The following is a 23,736-nucleotide window of genomic DNA, read 5'->3' as shown; positions in this document are numbered from 1 at the left end:
CTGCGCCCGATTATCCCCATCCCCACCACAACACAAGAATGAGGACGGGCATGGACAATTTACGTGGCGCATTGATCATGGTTCTGGCGATGCTGGGCTTTGCCATCGAAGACAGTTTTATCAAGCTGTTGGCCGAGGACATGCCGGTCGGACAGATCATGGGCCTGCTGGGAATCGGGGCAGCGGCAATCTTTGCCGTGCTGGTGCGCGCCCAGGATCAGGCGTTGTTTCCACGGGCTGCCCTGTCCGGACCGGTGCTGCTGCGCAACGCCGGTGAATTGTTCGGCACGCTGGGGTTCATCACGGCCATCGCACTGATCCCGCTGTCGACCGCTTCGGCGATCCTGCAAGCGACACCGCTTGTGGTCACGCTGGGGGCCGCGCTGTTTCTGGGCGATCCCGTGGGCTGGCGGCGCTGGACCGCGATCCTTGTGGGCTTTGCCGGCGTGATGCTGGTGATCCGCCCCGGTCTGGACGGCTTTGACATCCTGTCGTTGTTTGCCTTGCAAGGGGTGATCGGGTTGGCGATCCGCGATCTGGCAACGCGCCGTGTGCCTGCGACAACGTCCTCCATGCAACTGAGTTTTCTGGCTTTTCTGACCCTGATCCCCACGGGCGCCATCCTGTTGGTGGTCAGCGGCACGCCCCTGATCCGCCCCGAGCCGATGCATTGGTTGCTGATGGCCGGTGCGGTCGCTTTTGGCGTTGTGTCCTACTATGGCATCGTCGCGGCCATGCGCGTGGGCGAGATCAGCTTTGTCACCCCCTTCCGCTATTCGCGGCTGGTGTTTGCGCTGTTCATCAGCATCCTTGCCTTCTCGGAAAGCGTCGACTTTCTGACCTACGTCGGGGCCACGATCATCGTCGCATCGGGCATATACACCGTCTGGCGCGAACGCCGGACAGGCCGCAAATCCACCTCCGGCCCTATCACACCCCTTCCCCTGCGGATCGACCCAAGTTATGAGGCAGCCGAGCCCAGCACAAAGGACATTTCCCAATGAGCACCATCATAGACATTCACGCCCGCGAGATCCTCGACAGCCGTGGCAACCCCACCGTCGAAGTCGACGTGATCCTGGAAGACGGCACAATGGGCCGCGCCGCCGTGCCATCGGGCGCATCCACGGGCGCCTATGAGGCGGTCGAAAAGCGTGACGGCGACAAGGCGCGTTACATGGGCAAGGGCGTGCTGGAAGCCTGCGCTGCCGTCAACGGCGAGATCGCCGAGGCGCTTGTGGGCATCGACGCCACCGAACAGGTCGAGATCGACGAGATCATGATCGAACTGGATGGCACCGACAACAAAAGCCGTCTGGGCGCAAATGCCATTCTGGGCGTGTCGCTGGCTGCGGCCAAAGCTGCGGCCGATTACTGCTCGCAACCGCTGTACCGCTATGTCGGCGGCACCTCGGCGCGCATCCTGCCGGTTCCGATGATGAACATCATCAACGGCGGCGAACATGCCGACAACCCCATCGACATTCAGGAATTCATGATCATGCCGGTGTCCGCCACCAGCATCCGCGACGCGGTCCGCATGGGCGCCGAAGTGTTCCACACCCTGAAAAAAGAACTGTCGGCCAAGGGCCTGTCCACCGGCATCGGCGACGAAGGCGGCTTTGCCCCCAACATCAGCTCGTCGCGCGACGCGTTGGACTTCATCCTGAAGTCCATCGAGAAAGCAGGCTACAAACCGGGCGAGGACATCTATCTGGCGCTGGACTGTGCGGCGACCGAATATTACCGCGATGGCAAATATGAACTGTCCGGCGAGGGCAAATCGCTGACCTCGGACGAAAACGTGGCCTATCTGTCGGCGCTGGTGAACGACTATCCGATCATCTCGATCGAGGACGGCATGTCCGAAGATGACTGGGACGGCTGGAAGGCCCTGACCGAGGCACTGGGCGACAAGGTGCAGCTGGTCGGTGACGATCTGTTCGTGACCAACCCTGTGCGTCTGGCCGATGGCATCGCGCGCGGCTGCGCCAATTCGATGCTGGTCAAGGTCAACCAGATCGGCACCCTGACCGAAACGCTGAAGGCCGTCGATATGGCCCACCGCGCGGGCTACACCAACGTGATGTCCCACCGTTCGGGCGAGACCGAGGATGCGACCATTGCCGATCTGGCGGTCGCCACCAACTGCGGTCAGATCAAGACCGGGTCGCTGGCGCGTTCGGACCGGCTGGCCAAATACAACCAGCTTATCCGCATCGAAGAAGCATTGGGCGAAACCGCCGAATACGCGGGCCGCAGCATCCTGCGCTGATGACCCTGACCATCCGCCCCGCCCGGTTTCCGGAGGACGCACAGGCGCTGGCGCGCCTGTGCTGGGGCTACCGCGATCTGCTGGCGGCGCGCTGTGCCGCGACGCCGGCGATTGTGGACACCTATTACGCCACTGACAGCTATAGCGCGCTGATCGACGATCTGCCGCGCATTCACGCCAGACCCGCCGGTGACATCCTGCTGGCCGATCTGGACGGCATGCCGGTGGGCTGTGCCATGTATTACCCGCTGTCCCTGCCCGCCACCTGCGAGATCAAGCGTGTCTTTGTCGAAGACCGCGCCCGTGGCCACGGTGCGGGCAAGGCGCTGATGCGCGCCGCGATGACGCGCGCCCGCGCGGACGGTTACGACCGCATGGTGCTGGACACGATGTATTTGCTGACCGAAGCGATTGCGCTGTACGAGGTGCTGGGCTTTGCCCCCTGCCCGCCGTTCTACGACCCAGACCCCGAATTTGTCCCGATCCTGCGGTTTTTCGATCACGCGCTTTAGGCAGGCAAGCCGGCTAGGTTAGTGTTTCGGGGGTCACCGGAATTGTGATCGTGAATGTCGTGCCGACACCCAATTCGCTGACATAGTGGATATTGCCGCCGTGTCGCACCATCAACTGCTTCGAGATGTGCATTCCCAAACCACTGCCATAGACCGCTTTCGTGTCCGTGGCGTCCACTTGGGTAAAGCGGCCGAACACGGTATCCTCCGCACCCGGCGGAATGCCCAAACCGAAATCCCTGACGTCGACAAGCGCCAGGCCTGCCTCGACAGACAGATGCACCTCGACAAAACTGCGCGGCTTCGAGAATTTCATCGCATTCGACAATACGTTCACGATGACCTGTCGCAGTCGGTCGCAATCCGCCAGGATTTCGACATTCCTTAACTCTCTCTTATACAGGATCTTGATGTGCTTTTCGGGCAGGAATGTTTCCATGCCGTCAACGGCGTCCAGGATAATTTCGTCCAGATCACACTTGTCCAGTTTCAACTGCAAATCAGAGTTTTCCAGCCGTTGCGTTTCCAACAGGTCGTTGACCAGCTTGGCCAGCGTCGCGGCATTCTTGGTGGCAAGCTCGATCAGCCTGTCGGCCTGTTCGGGCGATGTGTTTGCGCGGTTGTGGGTCAGCATCTGTAGCGATCCGTTGATCACCGTCAGCGGCGTGCGCAGTTCGTGACTGACAGTGGACAGGAACTGGCTTTGCAACCGCTCTGACGCAATCGCGCGTTCGGCGGCGGCTTTCTGGCTTGTGATGTCCACGAATGACACCGCCCATCCCAACAGCCGCTGCCCCTGCCCCAATGACATCCGATAGACACGCGGCACGAAATAGCGCCCGCCGTTTTCCACCTCGAGCGTGTCGGGCAATTCCTGCTGATCGGCCAGCATCCGCAACGCGCGGCCCATTCCTTCAACCGCGAACACGCAATCGTGGGTGATCCCCTGATCCTGCATCAGTTGTTTTGCCGAATGGTTCGTCTCGATCAGCGCGCCATTCACATCCAATACAAAAATCAACTCGCGTGAATTGTAATACAGCAGGTCGCGTGCAATCGCGTTTACGTCCACCCAGCGGTTGTCGATGATCATCCAGCCGACCATGCAGATCGAAAAGGCAAACGACAGCGGCGTGGGGTCCATCCCGAAAATCATGAAGCCGAAAAAGTCATAAGACATGCTGAACGCCACGGGGATCGCAGTGACCAGAAACAGCTTTTTGAAGAACCCTTTGACCGCCGGATTGGCCTGACGCGCAGCGCGCCAGGCAATCGCACAGCTTATGGCGATGATCGTATACAGAAAGGTGATCGCCAGAAAATACAGCGGCCCGTGGTCATAGATGACAAAGGAAATATCGTTCTGAACCACCAGCCGTGTGTCCGGTCCGTACAACAGACCGTGAAAGTCGTTGGTCGAAGACGCCACCAGAATGAACAGCGGATGAAAGACAACACCCACAACTGCAACCGCGCGCCCGACGTTACGGATCAGCGCGTATTCGTACAAAAAGAACGACCACGCCGTCGGCATCAGAATGATGAAGGGCCACGCCAGTTCGGCCCAGATCACTTTGCAGGCCTGGGTGGGAACGGACAGCTCCATCGCGATGGCAGCCAGCCATCCCAGCATTCCGAAATTGGTCAGGATAAACCAGCGGTGTCCCGGCAAACCCTTGTGCCTGCCTGCCCACAGGATGACCAGGCAAACGACACCACAGGTCGCAGCCACCAGTTGAACAGCAGGCAAGCTTGCGTCGATGCTGATACATTGAAAGGCGTTGCTAAAAATACCGCATTCCTAAGCCGAAATTCACGTCATACGTTCCGAAACAACGTCATCACGTCCGCAGGTTCTGCTGTTTCGATGGATAATATTCTGGTGTGGACACCACAACCTTTAACTGGGTTTCATCAGTAAAATCACCGCATAAAGAGAGCGTTACGTTGCACTGAGCATCGTGATAATGTCACCGCCCAGCATCCATTAGATCAAAGAATGGTCGCGGTTTGCCACAGCTTTTGGACAAAAATGTGGCTAAGGCTGTTCTTGAAACCGCTGCGGGGTGTAGGGCGCGATCAGATCGCTTTGGTGGTTGCTTAACGGCTGGTCCAGCACGGCTGTGGCGACCAGCTCACCAGCCAGCGGTGCCAGCGTGATCCCCGAATGCATCACCGCCATATGCAGCCCCTCGGGCCCGCAGTGGCCCATGACGGGCAGACCGTCTAGCGGGACGGGCCGCATGGCTTGTGTCACCTGCTCCCACCGCAGGGCAACCTCGGGCAGCATCGCCTGAAGGCGCGCCATCGCGGCATCGGCCAGCACGTCGGGGCGCTGGGTGACGCGGTCGGCGTCGTCTGCCTGATGGTTGGCCGAGGTCGGCGCGATGATGCGCCCCGATGCGTCCTGACGAAACTCTTGCCCCGGGGCCGCCATCACATGCGACAGCACGGGCGCCACCGGCGCGCTGCGCAACAGCAGACCGGGGCGCGACAGCATCGGCAGGGCCACGCCTACGCTGGCCAGCAGGCCCGGGCTGCCGGTGCCGGTACAGACCACCACGCGGTCGGCCGGGATGACCCCCTGTTCAATGCGAAGACCGGTCACGGTATCACCCGCGGTTTCAACGGCCAGCGCTGTGACGCCCAACAGCAGCTGCGCGCCCAAACCGGTGGCCGCGTCGATCAGCGCCTGCGCCAGTGTCGCGGTTTCGGCCACCCCTTCGGCGTCAAAGGCCAAGGCCTGCGCAGGCGGGTTGGCCAGATGCGGCTCTCGCCGCGCAAACTCGGCGCGGTCGATAATATCGACGCCATATCCCAAAGCCGCAAGCGTTGCCGCCTGCGCCTCCAGCGCGCCGCCCTTTTCTTCCCAGCACAAACAGCCCGTCCAGCGCACCGCCTCCAGATCCATCTGCTGCGCAATCCGGTGATAGGCCACGATGCTTTCGTGGCGCAGCCGAAAGTGCGCCTCATCGGCATGAAAACTGGCATTGATCCAGCCAAAGGACCGCCCCGTCGCCCCCGCTGCCACGCCAGCACCATCGACAACGGTCACCTGCGCTCCGGCCTTGGCCAGATGATAGGCGACCGAGGCACCGATCACCCCTGCTCCGACGACGACAACTTTCATGGCAAACCCCTTGGACCTGTTCGCGTCGCAACCTAAACTCTTGCCATGTCACCGCAAGAGATCATCGCCCGCCTGAACCTGTCGCCCCACCCCGAAGGCGGCCATTACCGCCAGACGTGGGTGGGCGACGGCATTGGGCGCCCCAGCGGCACCTGCATCTATTTCCTGCTGCAAGCCGACGAGCGCAGCCACTGGCACCGTGTGGATGCCACCGAAATCTGGCTGTATCACGCAGGCGCGCCGCTGGAATTGCGCCTGTCGGCCACCGACACAGGCCCTGCCGTGACCCATCTGCTGACGCCAGACCTGACCGCAGGCGCGCCGCAGATCATCGTGCCACAAGATCACTGGCAATCGGCGCGCAGCATCGGCGGTCACACGCTGGTGTCGTGCACCGTCTCGCCGGGATTCCGGTTCGAGGGGTTTACACTGGCCCCGCCGGATTTCGACATTGCGGACGCCGACTAGGCAGGAAAGCTAAGCGTGCCGCCCGCCACCGACGCCCGCACGCCTGTGGTGCTGGGGCACGACGTCGGCAACCGCCGCGCAACGCGCACCGCCAGATAGGCAAAGGCCTGCGCTTCCAGCATGTCACCGTCCAGCCCGACATCCTCGACAGGGCGCACCGGACAGTCCAACGAGACCGCCAGCATTTGCATCAGCACCGGGTTCTTGCGCCCGCCACCGGTCACCAGAACCTCGGTCGGGGGTTGCGGGCAATGCTGCATCGCCTCGGCCACGCCAGCGGCGGCCATGGCGGTCAGCGTCGCCGCCGCATCGGCATCAGACAACTCGCCGACCAGTGCTATCATTTCGGAAAAATCGTTCCGGTCCAGTGATTTGGGCGGGATACGGGAAAAATACGGCTCGGCCAGAAACAATTCGAGCGCACCGCTGACCACATCGCCGCGGCGCGCCACTTTGCCCCCCTCGTCAAAGGGTTTGCCCAGCCGCGCCATCATCAGATCGTTCAGCGGCGCATTCGCAGGCCCCGTGTCAAAGGCCAGCAAAGCCCCCGGCACGTCTGGCGCGTCAAAGCGGGGATCGACAAAGCTGATGTTGCCCACGCCGCCCAAGTTCAGGAACGCCACGGGCGCATCGCGGTTCAGGTACTTGGCGCAGGCAAAGTGGAAGAACGGCGCCAGCGGTGCCCCCTCGCCGCCCATTTCCACGTCGGCGCTGCGGAAATCCCAGACCACCGGCACGCCCAGACTGGCCGCCAGTGCCGCGCCGTCGCCCACCTGCAATGTACCGCGCATGCGCGGCGCGTGGGCCAGCGTCTGGCCGTGAAAACCGACCAGATCAACGTCTTGGTACCCCGCCAGCGCTTCAGCATGGGCGTCCTGAATCACCTGCGTCGCGGCCTCAACCTCGGCCCCCTCCCAGCGCCCCAAAGCGGCGGCGATCACCCGCTGTTCGGCATCCGTATAGGGCCGGTAGCCACTTTCGCCGAACCCCGTGATGGTGACGCCATCGGTCGTGATCACCGCCGCATCCACCCCGTCCAGTGACGTCCCGCTCATCGCGCCCAGTGCCCTGATTGGCACGCCTGCTTGCCTGACCTTGTTCATCGGTCTTTTCCTTTGCCCTTTAGGCCCCTATAGAGTGCCCCGCACAGATGTCATAGGACAAGTCACATGTCGTACAAACCCCGTTCCGAATTTCTCAATGTCATGCAACAGCGCGGCTTCGTCGCCGATTGCACCGACTATCAAGGGCTGGATGACGCTCTGATGAGCGGAACACGCGCCGCTTATATCGGGTTTGATGCGACGGCCAAGTCGTTGCATGTGGGGTCGCTGATCCAGATCATGATGCTGCGCTGGTTCCAGAAAACCGGTCACCAGCCGATCACCCTGATGGGCGGCGGCACCACCAAGGTGGGCGACCCGTCGTTCCGCGCCGATGAACGCCCGCTGCTGGGGCCAGAGCAGATCGACGAGAATATCGCAGGCATCCGCAGGGTGTTTGCGGCCTACATCGACTATGACAGCGGCGCGCAGAATGCGGCGAAGATGCTGAACAATGCCGAATGGCTGGACGGGTTGAACTATCTTGAATTCCTGCGCGACATCGGGCGGCATTTTTCGATCAACCGGATGCTGGCGTTCGAAAGCGTCAAATCGCGGCTGGACCGCGAGCAATCCCTGTCGTTCCTTGAATTCAACTACATGATCCTGCAAGCCTATGATTTCATGGAGCTTCACCGCCGTTACGGCTGTGTTCTGCAAATGGGCGGCAGCGACCAGTGGGGCAATATCGTCAACGGTATCGACCTGACCCGTCGCGTGATCGACGGCGAAGTTTACGGCCTGACCTCGCCGCTGCTGACCACCAGCGACGGCAAGAAGATGGGCAAGACCGCAGGCGGTGCCGTCTGGCTGAACGGCGATATGTTGTCGCCCTATGAATTCTGGCAGTTCTGGCGCAACACCACCGACGCAGACGTGGGCCGTTTCCTGAAGCTGTACACAGAGCTTCCGGTGGACGAATGCGACCGTCTGGGTGCCCTGCAAGGGGCCGAGATCAACGCCGCCAAAGCGTTGCTGGCCAACGAGGTCACCACCCTGCTGCACGGGGCCGAGGCCGCCAAGGCCGCCGCAGACACCGCCCGCGAAGTGTTCGAAAAGGGCGGCGTGGGCGATGACCTGCCCACCCTGACCCTGACGCCCGACGAGCTGGGCGATGGCATGTCCATCGTGCAACTGATCGTCAAATCGGGGCTGGCCGGTTCGGGCAAAGAGGCCAAGCGCCTGATTGCCGAAAACGGCGCCCGTCTGGACGACGCGCCGCTGACCGACGCGGGCCTGATGATTGATGCCGGCGCACTGGCTTCACCGATCAAGCTGAGCGCGGGCAAAAAGCGTCATGCGCTGGTGCAACTGGGCTAGAACATAAGCACCTCGATCAGGCTGAGAATCGCGAACGCAGGAACCGACAAAGCCGTCGCCAGTAGAATGGCGGCGGTTTTTGTGATGCGCGGGGCAGTGGCGGTGATGCCGTAGACTGATTTTTTCATGACCCCATTAATCACGCGTTAAGTTTCCATCCGGTTAATGGCGGCATGTTTGATTGTGCTCCGCCCCTGTGCCCCACCCCCCTGATGCAATCCGCCGCGTTCGAGGCGGCCTTGCGCGCCTGCGGGCAACGTCCCGTGCGCCTGTCCTGTGGCACTTTGATGTTGCGCCGCAAGGTTGCGGGCCTGCCTGTCGCGATGCTGCCACGGGCCGTGTTGTCCGATCCGGCCCGCACGCTTTCACTGGCCCGCAAGGTCACCCGTGCGCCGCTTCTCATATCGCCCGCGCGGCCTGCGGACCTGTCGCTGTATGGCGCGCTGCCGCTGATCAGCCCGGCGCAACAGGCTGTCATTTCGTTGAACGCCGACCCGGATGTGATGCGCGGACATCTGCATGGCAAATGGCGCAACCGTCTGAAACATGCCGAAAAAGCGGGCCTGCGGGTACAGCACCACCCGATGCCACGCCGCACGGACCACTGGCTGTTGCAGGCCGACGTCGCCCAGCAGCGCACGCGGCGCTATCGCAACTGGCCGGTGCCGCTGACGCTGGGCTTTGCCGCCACCACACCCCGCGCCGCGATCCTGTTCGAGGCGTTTCAGGGGGCCGACCCCGTGGCCGCCCTGCTGATCTTGCGGCACGGCGACACGGCCACCTATCACATCGGCCACACCACCGCCGCAGGCCGCGCCGCCTCGGCGCACACGCTGCTGATGTGGACCGCCATGTGCTGGTGCGCGCGTCACGGGCACCACTGGCTGGACCTGGGACTGGTCGACACCCGACACACCGCCGGTCTGGCGCGTTTCAAATTGGGCACCGGCGCGCAGGTGATGCCATTGGGCGGCACATGGCTGCACTGGCCCCCCTTGCAGCCGTTGCGCAGGCTGACGTGGCTGGACCGCCGGATGATGACCCCTTGACGCGACAAGGCGCACCGTTCAAATGCGCCGATGCTTACGGAACGCGAAAAAATGGCCGCCGGTGACTGGTACAGTTGCCTTGATACCGAACTGGAATCCCAGCGCACCGCAGCCGCGCTGGCCTGTGACGCCCACAATGCCCTGCCTGCGCCCGACCGCCGCGGGCTTAGCCCTGCGCTGCGCAGCCTGTTTGCGGCGCACGGGCAGGACTGCATGATCGAAGGGCAGTTTCACTGTGCCTACGGATGCAACACCACGCTGGGGGACTATGTCTATCTGAATGCAGGCTGCGTGATTCTGGACAGCGGGCAGGTCACGATCGGCGATCACACGTTGATCGGCCCCAAAACCCAGATCCTGTGCGCCGACCACCACCGCGACGCGGCCAAACGCCGTCAGGGGCTGGAGCGCGCCCTGCCCGTCACCATCGGCGCGGATGTCTGGATTGGGGCGGCGGCGCTGATCCTGCCCGGTGTCACCATCGGTAACGGCGCCATCGTCGGCGCGGGCAGCGTGGTCACCCGCGACGTGGCACCGGGTGCCATCGTGACCGGAAACCCCGCAAGATCCCGTTAAGCGTCGGCTTTTTCTTCCAGCAACAGCCACTCTTCTTCGGCTTCTTGCAGCTTTTCGTGCCGTGCAACCAGCGCGTCGGTCGCCTTCTGGAACTTGACCGGCTCGCGGGTGAACAGCTCGGGGTCGCTCATCAGCTCTTCCAGCTTGGCAATCTCGGCCTCAAGCCGCGCGATTTCCTTGGGCAGCGCCTCAAGCCGGTGTTTTTCGGTGAAACTCAGACCCGACGCCTTGGCGGGTGCAGCCGCAGTGGCCTCGCGTGCGACCGTTTGCTTGGATTTGACCACGCTGCCTGCGAAATCATCCTGATCGCGCTGCGCCATGTAATCCGACCAACCGCCCGCATAGACGGTTGCCTTGCCCTTGCCTTCCAGCGCGATGGTGGTCACCGCCACGCGGTCCAGAAAGTCGCGGTCGTGGCTGACCAGCAGAACGGTGCCGTCGTATTGGCCCAACAAGTCCTGCAACAGGTCCAGCGTTTCCACGTCCAGATCGTTGGTCGGTTCGTCCAGCACCAGCATGTTGCTGGGCTTGGCCATGATCTTGGCCAGCAGCAGCCGCGCCTTTTCCCCGCCCGACAGCGACCGCACCGGCGCGCGCGCCTGTGCTTCGTCGAACAGGAATTCCTTGAGATAGCCGATCACGTGCTTCGGCGTGCCACGTACCATGACCTGATCCGCCTTGCCGCTGACGCGCATGTCGGGGTCGCCGGTCAGCGAATCCCACAGGCTCATGTCCGGGTCCAACTGCGCGCGGGCCTGATCGAACAGGGCGATGTCCAGGTTGGTGCCCAGCTTGATCGTGCCGCTGTCCGGTGTTTCCTTGCCGATCATCATGTTCAACAGCGTGGTTTTCCCCACGCCGTTGGGGCCGACCAGCGCAATCCGGTCGCCACGCATGACGGTGATGTCAAAGGGGTTCAAGATCACCTTGTCCCCGTAAACCTTTGTAATCCCTTCCGCTTCGATCACCTTGCGGCCCGATTTGGTGCCCGCATCCAACGCCATCGCTGCCGCACCCTGCCGGTTGATCTGCGACGCCCGCTCGGCGCGCAATTCGCCCAAGGCACGCACGCGGCCCTGGTTGCGCTTGCGCCGCGCACTGATGCCTTCGACCGCCCAACGGGCCTCGGCCTTGATCTTGCGGTTCAGCTTGTGGCGCTGCATGTCCTCGTCTTCCCAGACCTTGTCGCGCCATTCCTCGAAGTGCTCGAACCCCTTTTCCTGCCGGCGCACAACGCCGCGGTCGATCCACATCGTCGCCCGCGTCAACGCACGCAGGAACGCACGGTCGTGGCTGATGATCATGAACCCGGCACGGGTCTGCTTCAGCTCGTTTTCCAGCCAGCCGATGGCCTCGATGTCCAGGTGGTTGGTCGGCTCGTCCAGCAGCATCAGCTCCGGCTCTTCCGCCATCAGCCGTGCCAGCGCCGCACGCCGCCGTTCCCCGCCCGATGCGGTTTCGACCGCGCGTGCTGGGTCAAACTTCAACCCCTCGCCTGCGCGTTCCACCTTGTACAACTCGCCCTCGTGCAGCGTGGCAGATGCGAAATCGCCCAATGTGGCATAGCCCGACAGGTCCGGGTCCTGCTCCATATAGCCAACCGTCACGCCGGGGCCTGCGATGACCTCGCCCTTGTCAGGTTCGACCAGACCGCCGGCAACCTTCATCAAGGTCGACTTGCCCGAGCCGTTGCGCCCGACCAGCGCCAGGCGGTCGCCCGGCTGGACGATCATCGACAGGTTCTCGAACACCGGATCGCCTCCGAAGGTCAGAGAAATTTCGTTCAATTGCAAAAGGGGTATACGTGCCATGGCAGCCATCTATGTGCAGCCCGTGTCGCGGTCAACGGGCAGCGCGCATGGCGCAGAAAATAACTGCGGTCCTGCACCCGGTCTTCATCTTGCCAGACAAACTCCGGGGAGCCCGAAGGGCTGGCCCCTCGGACCTATAATCTCGGGGCGTCACCTTATCCCGCCACCGCCCGCAACAGTTTCTTGCGCGCGGGGGGAATCGCCCCGATCTCAACGCCGGTGAACACATGCAGCGTGTTCATCTGCCGGTCGACCACCGCATGATCGCTGACCCAACCGCCCATCAGCAGATAGGTCTTGAGCAAGGGCGGCATCCGCAGCATCGCCTTTTTCAGGTCCGGCTTGCGCCGCAGCTTGGCGGCAAAGCGGAAGACATCCGGGGCCTTGATCTGTGGCAGCCAGCGTTTCGGCGCCAGATGGCGCGCCTTGAGCACGGCAAAGGCGTCCAGATAATCGGCCGTTTCGGTCCCCGCAAAAGACGAACAGCCAAACAGCATCTCGACTTCTTCGCGGTCCACATAGGCCGTCATCGCGCCCCAGGCCACGCGCAACACATCGGGGTCGTGGCAATCGGGATGCACGCAAAAGCGGCCCATTTCGACCATCTTGCCCTCGAAGGATGCAAGCCCGCTCAGCTCGTAATACTGCGCCGAATAGCTGCGCGAAATCTCGGGGCCGGTCAGCGGCAACATGCGGAAACAGGCCACCAACTGGCCGGTGTCGACCGCATGGATCAGGATATGGGTGCACAGCGCGTCAAAGTCATCGACATCCGAGTCCTTGCCAAAACACAGCGCCCGCAGGGCCTGGGCCTGCGCAACCGGCTCGGGTCCGGTTGCGGCGCTGGCGGCATAACGGCCACGGTGCAATGAAATCATGCAAGCCTCCACATATCGTGGCGGCTTGCCATGGTTAGCCGCCCAGTCCGGATGGGCCAATGCGCCCGATGTTGCCCAGCAGTTGCCGCAAGAACGACTTGTCGGTCACGGCGCTGTCGCTGACACGGCGGGTCAACGGAACCACCTGTCCTTTTTCAAGGCCAAAGGTTTCGATGTTGCTGACCACGCCAGAGGGGTCAAAGCTGATGGCCAGCACCTGACGGTCAATCTCGTCGGGGGCAAGGAAGCCCAAAGTGCGCGTGCGGCTGCGTACGTAATAATATCCGCCACCGTTCACCACGCCGCTGGCACCCGGAGGGCCTGCTGTTTCCTCGACGCTGGCACGGGTGTCCACGCCGACAACGATCTGGTCCAGCACATCCTCTGGCGGCATGTATCCATGATTGCGATAGCTTGGCGTGCAAGCGCCCAAGGTCAGGCACAACAGGCCAATGCCTGTGATCCGAATGGTGGAACGTATTCCCATTGTCTGCCCTTCTGTGGCCTTGCGGTTGCGGCTATGCGTCAGGCTTACTAAATGAATGCCACCGGTTCAAGAAACGAAAGCGACTTCATCGTATGTCCGCGACACCACCATCCCCCACCGCTTTGCGCGTGTCCAGCCTGCCGCAAAACGCACCCAAGCTGTTTGCACTGTTGCCGACGCCCGCCGAAATGCAACAGATTGCCGCCGAACTGGGCCTGTCTGGCCTACGCAAGCTGCGGTTCGAAGGCCAGATCGAGGCGATGGACCGCGCCGACTGGAAGCTGACCGGCAAGATCGGCGCCACCGTCGTGCAGCCCTGCGTGGTCACCTTGCAGCCTGTCACCACACGCATCGACGCCCCGGTTGAACGCATTTTCCTGAAAAGCTTCACCACGCCCGATGGCGAGGTCGAGGTTGAAATGGATGAAGACGACCGCACCGAACCGCTGGGCGCGTGGATCGACCCCGCTATGGTCATGGTCGAAGCGCTCAGCCTGAACCTGCCGCTGTACCCGCGTGCGCCCGATGCCGAACTGGAACAGACCGTTTTCAGCAAAGACGGCGTAAAACCGATGACCGACGAAGACGCGCGCCCCTTTGCAGGGCTGGCTGCACTGCGCAGTCAGCTTGACGACGACACCGATTAAGGCCACTTCACGACTGTGCAATAATACCGGTAAAGAATCGGCTTGCGCACAGGTCAATTCGCAGTATTTTGCCGCCCTCTTGGAATTTAGGGTTGGACATGGGAAGCGCCGCATTCTAAACGCTGCCAAACGCTGCATGTAACAACGTAACCGACACCCCCTGCACTGCGCAGGGCCGCACAGACAAAAAGGCCGAGCACATGGCTGTTCAACAGAACAAAGTATCGAAATCGCGTCGCAACAACCGCCGCGCCCACGATTCGCTGACGGCAGCGAACCCCAACGAATGCCCCAACTGTGGCGAGCTGAAACGCCCGCACCACATTTGCGCGTCCTGCGGTCACTATGACGATCAGGAAATCGTCGCCCTGACCGACGACATCGATCTGGACGAAGACGCAGCTTAAGTCAGAAATACAGGACAGGCACGCATTATGACGGTCTCCAAAGACCAGAAAAGCTTTGCGGCCAAATCCACCATTCTGTCTGTTGACGCCATGGGTGGCGATCAGGGCCCGGCAGCCGTTGTTGCCGGGCTTAGTCTGTTCGCCAAGAAGGATCGCAACACTCAGTTCATCCTGCACGGCCCTGTCGAGACGCTGACCGAACTGGTCGCCAAACGCCGCAATCTTCAAGGCCGCTGCACCATTGTCGACGCCACCGGTGTTGTGACAATGGACGACAAGCCCAGCCAGGTCGTGCGTCACGGCAAGGACACGTCGATGTGGTCGACCATCGAATCGGTGCGCGACGGCAAGGCGGATGTGGCGGTAAGCTGTGGCAACACCGGCGCGCTGATGGCGCTGTCGATGATCCGGCTGCGCAAGCTGCCCGGCGTGAACCGGCCCGCGATTGCGGTGCTGTGGCCCTCGCGCAACCCGCAGGGGTTCAACGTGATGCTGGACGTGGGCGCGGACATTCGCGCCGACGCCGATGACCTGTTGCGTTACGCGCTGATGGGCGCGTCCTATGCCCGCAACGGCATGAACCTGCCCCGCCCCCGCGTCGGCCTGCTGAATGTCGGCACCGAGGATCACAAGGGCCGTCAGGAACTGAAAGACGCCAACGAGCTGATCCGCGACTATCAGGGCAACGCCGACTTTGATTACGTGGGATTCGTCGAAGGCGGCGACATTCAGGGCGACATCGCCGATGTGATCGTGACTGACGGCTTTACCGGCAACGTCGCAATCAAGACCGGCGAAGGCACCGCCAAGCTGATCGGCGATCTGCTGAAAGAAGCGTTCAAATACACCATCCTGTCGCGCATCGCTTCGCTTTTGGCGCTGACATCGCTGCGCCGCTTGCAAAAACGGATCGACCCGCGTGGCAAAAACGGCGGTGTTTTTCTGGGTTTGAACGGCACGGTTGTAAAATCCCACGGCTCCGCCGATGCTTTGGGCGTGGCCGCCGCGATCACGCTGGCGGCGCAACTGTCGCAGTCGGGCTTCAACAGCAAGCTGGCCGCGCGCGTGGCTGCGGTTCTGCCGCAAGAAGACGAGAATACAGAAGGAAACAGCGCATGACCCTCAGAGCCGTGGTCACAGGTGTCGGCCACTATTTGCCCGAACGGATTGTGCCAAACGCCGAGTTTGAAAAGACGCTGGATACCTCTGACGAGTGGATTCGCGCGCGCTCGGGCATCGAGAACCGCCATTTCGCGGGCGACGACGACAGCACGTCGTCGATGGCCGTGGCCGCAGCAACGGCGGCTTTGGCCGATGCCGGTTGCACGGCGGATGACGTGGATGCGATCATCGTCGCCACTTCGACCGCCGATCTGACCTTTCCGTCGACCGCCACCATGGTGCAGGCCGGTTTGGGCATGACCTCGGGCTTTGCCTTTGACGTACAGGCGGTCTGCGCCGGTTTCGTCTATGCGCTGGCCAATGCCAACGCCCTGATCGCGTCCGGTCAGGCCAAGCGTGTGCTGGTCATCGGCTCGGAAACCTTCAGCCGCATCATGGACTGGACCGACCGGGGCACCTGTGTGCTGTTCGGTGACGGCGCAGGCGCGCTGCTGCTGGAAGGGCAAGAGGGTGCAGGCACCCCCGCCGACCGTGGCATTCTGGCGACCGACCTGAACTCGGACGGGCGCCACAAGGATCTGCTTTATGTCGATGGCGGCTCCAGCACCGGCACCACCGGCTATCTGCGGATGCAGGGCAATCAGGTGTTTCGCCATGCGGTCGAGAAACTGGCCGCCACCGCGCAAACCGCGATGGACCGCGCCGGTGTAACGGCGGAAGATGTCGACTGGGTTGTGCCGCATCAGGCCAACATCCGCATCATCCAGGGCACTGCCAAAAAGATGAACATCTCGATGGACCGCGTGGTCGTCACCGTTCAGGATCACGGCAACACCTCGGCCGCGTCGATCCCGCTGGCCCTGTCCGTGGGCAAGCAACGCGGCCAGATCAAGCAGGGTGACCTTGTCGTCACCGAGGCGATTGGCGGCGGGCTGGCATGGGGTGCGGTGGTTCTGCGCTGGTAAATACCTCGAATCCTTGCGATTCTCCGCCTGAGGCGACCCCGGATCAAGTCATTGATATTGACTCGTAAATTCCAAGCCCCCTATTGTTGGTCAAAACAAGGGGGACGACATGGCTGACAAGACATTGACGCGGATGGACCTGAGCGAGGCCGTTTTCCGCGAAGTGGGCCTTTCTCGGAACGAAAGCGCACAGCTGGTGGAAAGCGTTCTGGAACATATGTCCGACGCGCTGGTGGACGGCGAACAGGTCAAAATCTCGTCCTTCGGCACCTTTTCCGTGCGCAGCAAATCCGCGCGCGTGGGCCGCAACCCCAAGACCGGCGAAGAGGTTCCGATCAACCCGCGCCGTGTGCTGACGTTCCGTCCGTCGCATCTGATGAAAGACCGCGTCGCCTCTGGCAACAAGTCCTGAATTCATGTCCAAGTCGCCTGATGCGTTCCGCACCATCTCGGAAGTGGCCGACTGGCTGGGCGTACAGGCGCACGTGTTGCGGTTCTGGGAAAGCAAGTTTTCGCAGGTCAAACCGGTCAAACGCGCAGGCGGGCGGCGCTATTACCGCCCTGCCGACATGCTGCTGCTGGGCGGCATCCGCAAATTGCTGCACGACGACGGGCTGACGATCAAAGGCGTCCAGAAGATCTTGCGCGAACAGGGCATGGCCTATGTGTCCGACCTGTCGCTGCCGCTGGACGACGACACGATGGAGGCGATCGAGGCGGTCACCTCGCAACAACCCGCCCCTGCGTTTTACGATCCACCCCCGCCCGAACCGGAACCGATGATCGGCGAAGTGGTCGAATTTCCTGCCGCTGCCCCCGTGGCGGAAACGCCTGTTGTCCAGCCCGAGCCACCCGCCGCCGCACCGCCGCCTGTGACACCGGACGAGGTCGCAGCACAGCAAGAACCGAACGATCCGGTGTCCGCGCCGGAAGCGGCTGATGCAGAACCAGAAGACCTGCCAACGCTCCCGGAACCCGACACCGCACCCGAAGGGCTGACAGCGGCACCACCGCCTGTGACGCCGGACGAGGTGGAAACGCAACAGACAGCGCCCGCAGCGCCACAGCCGCCGGAACCGGTCGAAGAATCGCCCGAAACATTTAAGCCAATCGAACCCGGTCAAAGCTTTGATTCGGTGGCGGAAATCGATTCGGATGAGGGGCCGGCGGACGTTTCGCATCCAGATGAGCCCGAAGCCGCCCAATCCCCGTCGCCCGAAGCGACAGCTGCGCCGGAGCCTGTCGACGTGAATGCGCCCGAACCTGACGCAACTGCGGTATCTTTCGCGCCGACTGACACAGACAAGGGCATTGCCCTCGATCCCCAAGACACCCCCTCTGAAACCGCACAAGACGAAGGCGCAGCGTCGGTGGACACTGACGCCCCCGCCGCATCCGCAGAGCCCGACGACGCACCCGCGCCGGCAGAGACCGGCGACAAACCAGCGTCACCCCCCGAACCAAAACCCGAACCCCCTGCCGAAAACGCGGTCCCCGCCTTTCTCAGCACATCGAACATGGCCCCGGACCCGGATGCCGAACCGGCTGAACCGGCCCCTGCCCCCACGCCCAAACCGCGTGTCGTCGATGCGCCAGATCCGCCCCCACTGGACCAGATCGCAACCACACCCGCCACGCTGGCGGCCCTTGCCCGTGTCACGCAGATCGCGCCGGATCAGCAAAAAACACTGCGTCCGCTGCTGGCGCAACTGACCGCTTTGCGCGACCGGATGGCCGCGGGACGGAAACCGCACAGTAAAGACTGACTCTTTGCCAATTTACCCTTGCAGCACCCGTCAAATCGGGTATGAACCCCATCAAGTCGGGCTATGGCGCAGCCTGGTAGCGCGTCCGTCTGGGGGACGGAAGGTCGCAGGTTCGAGTCCTGCTAGCCCGACCAACAACACACCGCCCGGCCCTGCATGGGGTTCGGGCGGTTTGTGCATCTGAAGGGCGAATATTATGACCGGCGTGATTCCCAACCAGCAGATTGAACAGATGATTGCGCAGGGTGCCCTGTCCGGCGATCCCGCGATCATCCCCGCCCAGATACAGCCCGCCAGCCTTGATCTGCGCCTAGGCACCGTCGCCTACCGCGTGCGGGCCTCGTTTCTGGCCGGGCACGGCGCGCGCGTCACCGACCGGCTGGCCGAGTTTGAAATGCACCGCATCGACCTGTCCGAGGGCGCGGTGCTGGAAAAAGGCGCGGTGTACGTGGTGCCCCTGATGGAATCACTGGCCCTGCCCGACGGCATCCAAGCCGTGGCCAACGCCAAATCTTCCACGGGCCGTCTGGACCTGCTGACCCGTCTGATCACCGACGGCGGCACCGAATTCGACCGCATCGCACCGGGCTACACCGGCCCGCTGTACGCCGAGATTTGCCCGCGTTCGTTTTCCGTCCTTGTCCGCCCCGGTATGCGCCTGAACCAGATCCGCTTCCGCGACGGTCAGGCGGTGCTGGACGACAACGCTCTGCGCGCCCTGCACGCCGAACAGGTGCTGGTGGATGGGGATGCGGTGATCGACGACGGCCTGGGCTTTTCCGTCGATCTGCGCCCTGCTGACGGCACGCTGGTCGGTTACCGTGCCAAGCCGCACACCGGAGTGATTGATCTGGACAAGATCGGCCACTACGACCCCGCCGAATATTGGGAACAGGTGCACAGCGCCACCGGCCAGATCATTCTGGACCCCGGCGCGTTCTACATTCTGGTCAGCCGCGAGGCGGTGCACATCCCACCCGATTGTGCCGCCGAAATGGCGCCCTATCTGGCGATGGTCGGTGAATTCCGCGTGCATTATGCGGGGTTCTTCGACCCCGGTTTCGGCCACGACGCCGCAGGCGGTGCCGGATCGCGCGGCGTGCTCGAAGTGCGCTGTCACGAGGCGCCCTTCGTGCTGGAGCACGCGCAGATCGTGGGCCGTCTGGTCTATGAGAAAATGTCGCAAGTGCCCACACAGCTATATGGTGCGGGCATTGCGTCGAACTATCAGGGTCAGGGTCTGAAGCTGTCAAAGCACTTCAAAACGGCCTGATCCGATAGCACTTTCGAAAAAAACTGAATCACTCAACGCTGCCTGAAATCATAGATTTCAACGCGTTAAGCGATAGACTGTGTATCATGTTTTCCGAGAAGTGCTTAAAAGCCTTACATCTTGCCGATGCGTTTTGCCACACGGGCCGCCTGCCGCGCCTGACGCACCTGCTGTTTGGTCATGCCGTTGCCTTGGCCGTTCCCTTGGCCGTTACCACCCTGCCGGGGGCGTCCGTCCTGTCCCGTAGGCTGGCCATATTCATCCACTTCGGCGTCACCCTGTTTGCGGCGGCCGCCCATGTTGCTGGCCCCCTTGATGCCCGCATCAATGCCCTTGTTGATGGCTTTGCGCATGACCAGTTTGATGATCATGTTGATAATCTGATTGACGTTCATTGCCGTCTCTCCTGCTGATTTCCTTACTATATAGCAAGGATTGCGGCAGATTTCAGGTCTGTATCGCCTTAGTCTTCGAAAAGTTCGCTTTGACCCTCGGCGCTTTCATCCTCGTCCTCGTCGCGCGGCACATCGCCACCGGGCGGCGGACGGTTTTCCAACAGGCCCGCAGCCCGCAGTTCCTTCAACCCCGGCAGGTCGCGCGCGCTTTCCAACCCGAAATGATCCAGAAAATCCTGCGTGACCACAAATGTCACCGGCCGCCCCGGTGTCATCTTGCGACGGCCAAAGCGGATCCATTCCAGTTCCAGCAATTGATCCACCGTGCCCCGGCTGACACTGACGCCGCGAATTTCCTCGATCTCGGCGCGGGTGACGGGCTGGTGATAGGCGATGATCGCAAGGGTTTCGATGGCCGCACGGCTTAGCTTGCGGGTCTCGACGGTTTCCTTCTGCATCAGAAACCCCAGATCCGGCGCGGTGCGAATGGCCCAGGCGTCGCCCACGCGCGTCACGGCAACGCCGCGCCCCTCGTAGCGTTTGCGCAGGTACACCAGCGCCTCGGCAGGGTCGCAGCCATGGGGCAGCCGCGCCTCAAGCTCGCGCACGGTGATCGGCTCGGCGGTGGCGAACAATATGGCTTCAACCATGCGCTCCTGTTCGCCCATCGGCGGCGCCTCGAACAGGCTTTCTTCTTTTTGGTCAATATCTTCCGACATATTCTTAATCTCGTTTCCGCAACTGGATCGGCGCGAACATTTCCGACTGCCGGATCTCCAGATGCCCCTCTTTGACCAGCTCAAGCGAGGCGGCAAAGGTCGCCGCCGTGGCCGACCGCCGCCGCACCGGATCGCCGTCCCAGCCCTCGGGCAGATAGGTCGAAATTTCGGTCCAGTCGCCCGCATATCCGATCAACCCGCGCATCCGGTCCAGCGCCTGCTCCATCGTAAAGACCGAGTCGCGGTCCATCACGAAGGGGCGGAAATCGTCGCGGGTGCGGATCCGGGCATAGCCCTGCATCAGGTCCAGCAGCGTCGCGGAATAGGTCACCTTGCGCACCCGCGTGACCATCTCGGATTGACCGCGCGCAAAGAAATCGCGCCCCAACTGGTCGCGCGCCATCAGCCGCGCGGCGGCGTCACGCATGGCCTGCAACCGCTCCAGCTGAAACGCCAGATGCGCGGCCAGTTCCTCGCCCGATGGCCCCTCTTCCGACGGGTCGGGCGGCAACAGCAACCGCGATTTCAGAAACGCGAGCCAGGCCGCCATCACCAGATAATCCGCCGCCAGCTCAAGCCGCAGCGCCTTGGCCTTTTCCACGAACGCCAGATACTGATGCGCCAGTTGCAGCACGCTGATCTTGCGCAAATCAACCTTTTGCGTGCGGCTGAGGGTCAGCAACAGGTCCAGCGGCCCCTCAAAGCCGTCGACATCGACGATCAACGCCTCGGCAGCCAGCCGTTCACTGACGCTGACCTTGTCTTCTTCGAACAGATTTTCAGCCATGCGCAATCGCGCCCGTCAGCGCCCTATTTTAACAGGCTCTCAAGTTCGGCGTCAGCGGCGGAAATGTCAATGTCGTCGGGCGTGTGGCGTGCGGCCAATGCTGCCTCGGCACGGCGTTGCGCACCCGCCCCCATCTCGCCCGCGGCGGCGGCAACCTCCATGCGCTCGGCCAATGTGCCGTTGCAATGCAGGATCACATCACAGCCCGCGTCCAGCGCACCACGCGTGAGATCGGTCAGTGATCCGCTGAGCGCCTTCATCGAAATGTCGTCGGTCATGATCAGCCCGTCAAAGCCGATGTCGCTGCGGATCACATCCATCACAGTGCGCGACAGGGTCGCGGGGGCGGTGTCGATGGCGTCATAGACCAGATGCGCGGTCATCCCCATCGGCAGGTCGTTCAACGCCTTGAAGGGCGCAAAATCCTGCGCATCCAGAGCGGCCCGCGGGGCGGCAACCGTCGGCAGGTCGAAATGGCTGTCCTGTGTGGCGCGACCATGTCCCGGAATGTGTTTGACCACCGGCAGCACGCCGCCATCCAACATCCCCTGCGCATGGGCGCGGCCCAGCGTGGCCACCGTGCCCGCGTCCGTGCCATAGCAACGGTTGCGCAGGAACGGGTGGCTGTCGTCACAGGCCACGTCGACCATCGGTGCACAGTTGCTGTCGACGCCGATGGCGCGCAGCTCGTGCGCAATCACACGGCCACGCAGGTACATCGCCCGCTCGGCCTGCGCCCCGGCAGCGGTGACAAAATCCAGCGGCGGCAACCATTCACGCCACTGCGGCGCACGCAAACGCTGTACGCGCCCGCCCTCTTGGTCGATGGTGATCGGGCATTCAAACCCCACCGCATTGCGCATGTCGGCGCACAGGGCGCGCACCTGATCGGGAGTGTCGATGTTGCGCGCAAACAGGATAAACCCGAACGGCAGCACATCGCGGAAAAACGCGATCTCGTCCGAGCTCAGCCGCAGCCCGTCCGCGTCCAGGATGGTCGCGCCAAAGTTCATCGTGTGACGACCGGAATGCAGTCAGCCCCCTCTGCCACAAGAGCCGAGCAGAAGCGGCGCGCGTCGGACAGATCGGCAAAGCCATGCGCGCGCAAGCGGTAGAACGTGCGCCCGCCGCTTTGCGCCTTTTGGATAATACGCGACTTGCCGTTCAAATAGTCGCCAAAGCGGCCTTCGATACGGGTCCACTGTTCGCGGGCCACCGCTTCGCTGTCAAAGGCACCCAGTTGCACCAGACGGGTGCCGGTCGCCAGACTTGCCGCGTCGATCTCGGCGGTAGGGGTCTTTTCGACCACAACAGCACGCGCAGGGATCACCGTGGCCGGTGCATCGGCGGGGCGTACCTTGGGGCGCAGGGAAAACTGTGGACCGGGGCCGTTGAACACGGCCTGAACCGGCGCGGGTTGGGTGATTTCGTCGGCGCCAAGGTCTGCGGTGCCGTCGATACGGTCGGCCTCGCCATCCTCGTCGATGGGCTCGACACCGTCGGTCAGCTGGCTGACCAGATCGTCAACCGATCCCGACTGCAACGCCGCCGCCACATCCGGCGTGCCGCGTGTTTCCGCCCCGCCAGACTGTGGCGCAGATGCCACTTGCGGCACCTGCATCGACGCCAGAATGGGCGTATCTTCATCCGTCAGCTTGATCGGACGCGGTGCCAGCACAAAGCGATCGGCAGGGGCCTGCGCGCCGCTGTCGGCGGCCACCGAATTCACCGCCAGCCCCTGGTTCATCGCCAGTTGGCCGCCCGGTTCCTCGGGGCGCACGCGCATGTCGCCCTGGATGGCGCGCACCACCGGAATGCCGGTCACATCGCGCACCATCAGCTTGTAACCCCAGACGCCAACGCCGGTGATCAACGCCAAAGACACCACTGCCCCGGCGATATTTGTCATGTTGGTCAAAGACTTGGCCGTCGCATTCCCTGCCGCGCCATATTGCGCGACATAGCTGTCTTCGCCCAAGCCATGGGTGTCGTAAACGTCTGCCATTTCTGCCTCGCTGCCCGCACGATACGTCGCCGCGCTGGTCT

26 protein-coding genes and 1 tRNA gene are annotated in these 23,736 nt (G+C 62.6%); 15 read left to right on the top strand and 12 right to left on the bottom strand.

Annotated elements, in window-relative coordinates:
• Positions 1-50: 50 nt before the first annotated feature.
• From AAC077_RS02890 to AAC077_RS02880, 3 genes are read left to right on the top strand one after another with little or no spacing between them, the layout of a single operon-like run.
• Positions 51-1,004, top strand: a complete 954-nt coding sequence (locus tag AAC077_RS02890) for a DMT family transporter (RefSeq protein ID WP_339766433.1) — start codon at positions 51-53, stop codon at positions 1,002-1,004.
• The gene (gene eno, locus AAC077_RS02885) at positions 1,001-2,275 is read left to right on the top strand and encodes a phosphopyruvate hydratase (RefSeq protein ID WP_339766432.1); all 1,275 of its coding nucleotides are present in this window, start codon (positions 1,001-1,003) and stop codon (positions 2,273-2,275) included. The genes AAC077_RS02890 and eno overlap by 4 nt, the downstream gene beginning before the upstream one ends.
• Positions 2,275-2,787: a GNAT family N-acetyltransferase gene (locus tag AAC077_RS02880; protein ID WP_339766431.1), complete on the top strand. Its 513-nt coding sequence runs from the start codon at positions 2,275-2,277 to the stop codon at positions 2,785-2,787. Before eno ends, AAC077_RS02880 begins: the two co-directional genes overlap by 1 nt.
• Before the next feature lie 13 nt (positions 2,788-2,800).
• On the opposite strand, the gene AAC077_RS02875 is transcribed toward AAC077_RS02880, so the two are convergent.
• Positions 2,801-4,519 (bottom strand): histidine kinase N-terminal 7TM domain-containing protein, encoded by a 1,719-nt coding sequence (locus tag AAC077_RS02875; RefSeq protein ID WP_339767928.1) that lies wholly within the window; start codon positions 4,517-4,519, stop codon positions 2,801-2,803.
• A gap of 306 nt (positions 4,520-4,825) precedes the next feature.
• Positions 4,826-5,917, bottom strand: coding sequence for an FAD-dependent oxidoreductase (locus AAC077_RS02870; RefSeq protein ID WP_339766430.1), 1,092 nt, complete (start codon positions 5,915-5,917; stop codon positions 4,826-4,828).
• Between the two features lie 45 nt (positions 5,918-5,962).
• On the opposite strand from AAC077_RS02870, the gene AAC077_RS02865 reads away from it, so the two are divergent.
• On the top strand, positions 5,963-6,385 hold the full coding sequence (locus AAC077_RS02865; protein WP_339766429.1) for a cupin domain-containing protein: 423 nt from the start codon (positions 5,963-5,965) through the stop codon (positions 6,383-6,385).
• On the opposite strand, the gene AAC077_RS02860 is transcribed toward AAC077_RS02865, so the two are convergent.
• Positions 6,382-7,488 carry an anhydro-N-acetylmuramic acid kinase gene (locus tag AAC077_RS02860; protein WP_339766428.1) on the bottom strand — a complete coding sequence of 369 codons (1,107 nt, stop codon included), beginning with the start codon at positions 7,486-7,488 and terminating at the stop codon, positions 6,382-6,384. The genes AAC077_RS02865 and AAC077_RS02860 overlap by 4 nt on opposite strands.
• Positions 7,489-7,554: 66 nt before the next feature.
• Here AAC077_RS02860 and tyrS point away from each other — a divergent pair, with 66 nt between their 5' ends.
• Positions 7,555-8,808, top strand: a complete 1,254-nt coding sequence (gene tyrS / locus AAC077_RS02855; protein ID WP_339766427.1) for a tyrosine--tRNA ligase — start codon at positions 7,555-7,557, stop codon at positions 8,806-8,808.
• Here the strand turns inward: tyrS and AAC077_RS02850 are convergent.
• Positions 8,805-8,936 (bottom strand): hypothetical protein, encoded by a 132-nt coding sequence (locus AAC077_RS02850; protein WP_339766426.1) that lies wholly within the window; start codon positions 8,934-8,936, stop codon positions 8,805-8,807. The two genes, tyrS and AAC077_RS02850, sit on opposite strands and share 4 nt — an antisense overlap.
• 84 nt (positions 8,937-9,020) lie before the next feature.
• On the opposite strand from AAC077_RS02850, the gene AAC077_RS02845 reads away from it, so the two are divergent.
• Both AAC077_RS02845 and AAC077_RS02840 read left to right on the top strand, forming a co-directional pair.
• Positions 9,021-9,857: a GNAT family N-acetyltransferase gene (locus AAC077_RS02845; RefSeq protein ID WP_339766425.1), complete on the top strand. Its 837-nt coding sequence runs from the start codon at positions 9,021-9,023 to the stop codon at positions 9,855-9,857.
• A 30-nt stretch (positions 9,858-9,887) separates the two neighbouring features.
• Complete coding sequence (locus AAC077_RS02840; RefSeq protein WP_339766424.1) at positions 9,888-10,433, top strand: sugar O-acetyltransferase; 546 nt, start codon at positions 9,888-9,890, stop codon at positions 10,431-10,433.
• Here the strand turns inward: AAC077_RS02840 and AAC077_RS02835 are convergent.
• From AAC077_RS02835 to AAC077_RS02825, 3 genes are all read right to left on the bottom strand, one after another.
• Complete coding sequence (locus tag AAC077_RS02835; RefSeq protein ID WP_339766423.1) at positions 10,430-12,244, bottom strand: ATP-binding cassette domain-containing protein; 1,815 nt, start codon at positions 12,242-12,244, stop codon at positions 10,430-10,432. The two genes, AAC077_RS02840 and AAC077_RS02835, sit on opposite strands and share 4 nt — an antisense overlap.
• Positions 12,245-12,399: 155 nt before the next feature.
• Positions 12,400-13,122, bottom strand: coding sequence for a GNAT family N-acyltransferase (locus AAC077_RS02830; RefSeq protein WP_339766422.1), 723 nt, complete (start codon positions 13,120-13,122; stop codon positions 12,400-12,402).
• Between the two features lie 34 nt (positions 13,123-13,156).
• Positions 13,157-13,609, bottom strand: coding sequence for an outer membrane protein assembly factor BamE (locus tag AAC077_RS02825; protein WP_339766421.1), 453 nt, complete (start codon positions 13,607-13,609; stop codon positions 13,157-13,159).
• Between the two features lie 92 nt (positions 13,610-13,701).
• On the opposite strand from AAC077_RS02825, the gene AAC077_RS02820 reads away from it, so the two are divergent.
• The 8 genes from AAC077_RS02820 (at position 13,702) to AAC077_RS02785 (ending at position 19,789) form a co-directional block, all read left to right on the top strand.
• Entirely contained in the window at positions 13,702-14,256 is a 555-nt protein-coding gene (locus tag AAC077_RS02820; protein WP_339766420.1) for a DUF177 domain-containing protein, read from the top strand.
• A 200-nt stretch (positions 14,257-14,456) separates the two neighbouring features.
• Positions 14,457-14,663: a 50S ribosomal protein L32 gene (rpmF, locus tag AAC077_RS02815; protein ID WP_028956368.1), complete on the top strand. Its 207-nt coding sequence runs from the start codon at positions 14,457-14,459 to the stop codon at positions 14,661-14,663.
• A gap of 27 nt (positions 14,664-14,690) precedes the next feature.
• Complete coding sequence (gene plsX, locus AAC077_RS02810; protein ID WP_339766419.1) at positions 14,691-15,782, top strand: phosphate acyltransferase PlsX; 1,092 nt, start codon at positions 14,691-14,693, stop codon at positions 15,780-15,782.
• Positions 15,779-16,750, top strand: coding sequence for a beta-ketoacyl-ACP synthase III (locus AAC077_RS02805; RefSeq protein ID WP_339766418.1), 972 nt, complete (start codon positions 15,779-15,781; stop codon positions 16,748-16,750). Before plsX ends, AAC077_RS02805 begins: the two co-directional genes overlap by 4 nt.
• 109 nt (positions 16,751-16,859) lie before the next feature.
• Entirely contained in the window at positions 16,860-17,162 is a 303-nt protein-coding gene (gene ihfA / locus AAC077_RS02800) for an integration host factor subunit alpha (protein WP_089422185.1), read from the top strand.
• 4 nt (positions 17,163-17,166) lie between these two features.
• Positions 17,167-18,516 carry a MerR family transcriptional regulator gene (locus tag AAC077_RS02795; protein WP_339766417.1) on the top strand — a complete coding sequence of 450 codons (1,350 nt, stop codon included), beginning with the start codon at positions 17,167-17,169 and terminating at the stop codon, positions 18,514-18,516.
• Positions 18,517-18,573: 57 nt separating this feature from the next.
• Positions 18,574-18,650 (top strand) — tRNA-Pro (locus AAC077_RS02790).
• Between the two features lie 62 nt (positions 18,651-18,712).
• A complete protein-coding gene (locus AAC077_RS02785; RefSeq protein WP_339766416.1) occupies positions 18,713-19,789 on the top strand; it encodes a 2'-deoxycytidine 5'-triphosphate deaminase in 1,077 nt (358 codons plus the stop codon).
• Positions 19,790-19,902: 113 nt separating this feature from the next.
• On the opposite strand, the gene AAC077_RS02780 is transcribed toward AAC077_RS02785, so the two are convergent.
• From AAC077_RS02780 to AAC077_RS02760, 5 genes are all read right to left on the bottom strand, one after another.
• Positions 19,903-20,184 carry a hypothetical protein gene (locus AAC077_RS02780; protein ID WP_339766415.1) on the bottom strand — a complete coding sequence of 94 codons (282 nt, stop codon included), beginning with the start codon at positions 20,182-20,184 and terminating at the stop codon, positions 19,903-19,905.
• Positions 20,185-20,252: 68 nt separating this feature from the next.
• Positions 20,253-20,903, bottom strand: coding sequence for an SMC-Scp complex subunit ScpB (gene scpB, locus AAC077_RS02775; protein ID WP_339766414.1), 651 nt, complete (start codon positions 20,901-20,903; stop codon positions 20,253-20,255).
• A gap of 4 nt (positions 20,904-20,907) precedes the next feature.
• Positions 20,908-21,690, bottom strand: coding sequence for a ScpA family protein (locus tag AAC077_RS02770; RefSeq protein ID WP_339766413.1), 783 nt, complete (start codon positions 21,688-21,690; stop codon positions 20,908-20,910).
• Between the two features lie 23 nt (positions 21,691-21,713).
• Entirely contained in the window at positions 21,714-22,703 is a 990-nt protein-coding gene (nagZ, locus tag AAC077_RS02765; protein ID WP_339766412.1) for a beta-N-acetylhexosaminidase, read from the bottom strand.
• Positions 22,700-23,695 (bottom strand): SPOR domain-containing protein, encoded by a 996-nt coding sequence (locus AAC077_RS02760; protein WP_339766411.1) that lies wholly within the window; start codon positions 23,693-23,695, stop codon positions 22,700-22,702. Before AAC077_RS02760 ends, nagZ begins: the two co-directional genes overlap by 4 nt.
• Positions 23,696-23,736 lie beyond the last annotated feature (41 nt).

Source organism: uncultured Pseudosulfitobacter sp. (assembly GCF_963976325.1).
Lineage (GTDB): Bacteria > Pseudomonadota > Alphaproteobacteria > Rhodobacterales > Rhodobacteraceae > Pseudosulfitobacter.
This window is presented reverse-complemented; position numbering and strand designations above follow the sequence as displayed.